Below are 1,970 nucleotides of genomic sequence, written 5' to 3'. Positions count from 1 at the left end.
CTGGTTTTCTTGCCATCTTATTCACCAAACTTAAATTTGATTGAACGGCTTTGGCGACACGTCAAGAAACAAGTTTTATATTCTCGATACTACGAAACCTTTCCCAAATTCAAAGCTGCGATCATGGAGTGTATTAATAGCACTAGCACCAGCAATCGTAAATCTCTCGAAACTCTTTTGACATTGAAGTTTCAGGTGATAGAAAAAACGCAAATAGTAAATACATAGAGTATATCTTAGATTTCAAAATCTAGACATTCGCATCAACTCTAATGATTAAAGACAGTATTATGACTCATCAGATGTATTCATCGGATAAAATCGTGAAAAAACAAATAATATATATTATGGGTTGCGGTCGCAGTGGATCGACTATTCTTGGATACTGTTTAGGTAATGCAGCGAATGCAGTTGACCTAGGTGAGGTTTTGGATTACGGACCTCGCAAAGGACTTCCAAGCGAATTTCGTATTCGTCAAGAGAGCTTGAAGTTCTGGAATAGTGTGACTTCTCGACTTGCTGAGCAGACTGACTGGATTGGTATTGAAGAGTTTACTAAATTACAGAAAAGACTCGACAATCATTATGTGCTTATACCATTACTTTATTTTCCGTACCTTTTGATTCCATTTGGTTTGAAAAAATATCGGAAAGCACTTAAACTGATCTATCAGTCAATTATTTCATCATCACCACATCAATTTTATATAGATAGCTCTAAATACCCTTCACGCTTAGTTCACTTGAATTCATTGTCACCTACGCTAAGGCTTTTCACTATTTATCTAGTGCGAGATCCCAGCGCCGTGATCGATTCGTTTGCCTCACCTATGCAGGGCCCTAAATCTTTCTTTCCAGCCACCGCTTACTACAGTGTAGTAAATTTTTTTAGCATTCTTGCTCTACAACGTACATGTAAAACTGCGAAATGTCGCGTTGTATACGAAAGACTTCTAGAGTATCCAGAAGCTCAGCTAACAGAGATTGCTACTCTCATTGGTCTCGATATAAAACCTGTGTTAGAAAAGATCAACAATTCTGAACCATTGTCAAGAGGATTTCTTATGAATGGGAATCGAATGAGTAGACAGCAAGAGGTATTTCTAAAAAATTCTACTCTTAAATCATCTAATAGGTCACGCTTAGAGCACTTAACTATTTTTACCTTACGCAATTTATTCTACAGGTAATTGAGTGGCACCTTGCGTATTAATCTATAATGAAATCGTTTTAGAGTTTTAACGTGATCTGCCATAAAGGGTGTTAATTGATGATTATTTTTGATTTATTGATTGAGCTCTAGCCTGTTCGGGGCATAAACGATCAGCATGAGCCGAATAATTTTGGAGCTCTTGTTCTTACTTGCGGCGTTGCTTATAACAAAATGTAGCAGGTAAAACTCCGCAATCAGCCAATTATAACGTTGACCTAAGCAAAGTCCTTTGGGTGTTTTCGATACCCTGAGAGACTGTATAGAAAGTTCCGCTCAATAGAGCGGAGATTAAATGATATAATAGAAGCAAATAACCTTTTAGTAAGCAATTTGATTGTGACAGATTTGACGAAGGAGTTACGCGACGATGCGAGATCAACTTGCGACTCACTCGAACGTGGTTCTCTCTCATCATCCTGACTCAGTCGGCGTGACCGACTCAGCCAAGCAAAGGTCCGCTCGACGATCCATCGACGAGGCAGCACATGAAAGCCTTGATGTCCTTTCTGCCTCTTCACAATCTCAAGATAACAATTCAATTGAGTGAAAACCCAATCAAACAGTTCACGACCAGAGTAACCACGATCAGCCCAAATGATCTTGACGCTTTGGAGCAGCACAAACAGTTTCAGAGGCTGTATAGGAACTAAATTATTGATTTAATGTCATAAAATTCCGATAGCATGGGCAATCATAATGCGAATGCCACTTTTGACTTCGGAGAATTGAACATGACCAAAGAAAATTCTCATACGCC

3 protein-coding genes are annotated in these 1,970 nt (G+C 38.7%); 2 read left to right on the top strand and 1 reads right to left on the bottom strand.

All coding sequences use genetic code 11. The features are described 5' to 3' along the window. The coding region (locus tag CKO25_RS21475) for a transposase (protein ID WP_242467795.1) at positions 1 to 228 on the top strand (228 nt) is incomplete at its 5' end. 95 nt (positions 229 to 323) lie between these two features. Next, positions 324 to 1,190 (top strand): sulfotransferase, encoded by an 867-nt coding sequence (locus tag CKO25_RS20645; protein ID WP_200389824.1) that lies wholly within the window; start codon positions 324 to 326, stop codon positions 1,188 to 1,190. A 238-nt stretch (positions 1,191 to 1,428) separates the two neighbouring features. On the opposite strand, the gene CKO25_RS20640 is transcribed toward CKO25_RS20645, so the two are convergent. Next, positions 1,429 to 1,833 carry a transposase gene (locus CKO25_RS20640; RefSeq protein WP_338115196.1) on the bottom strand — a complete coding sequence of 135 codons (405 nt, stop codon included), beginning with the start codon at positions 1,831 to 1,833 and terminating at the stop codon, positions 1,429 to 1,431. Between the last annotated feature and the right edge of the window lie 137 nt (positions 1,834 to 1,970).

Source organism: Thiocapsa imhoffii (genome assembly GCF_016583985.1).
Classification (GTDB): Bacteria; Pseudomonadota; Gammaproteobacteria; order Chromatiales; family Chromatiaceae; genus Thiocapsa; species Thiocapsa imhoffii.
Note: the sequence above shows the minus strand (reverse complement) of the source record. Positions and strands in the feature narration are given on the sequence as shown.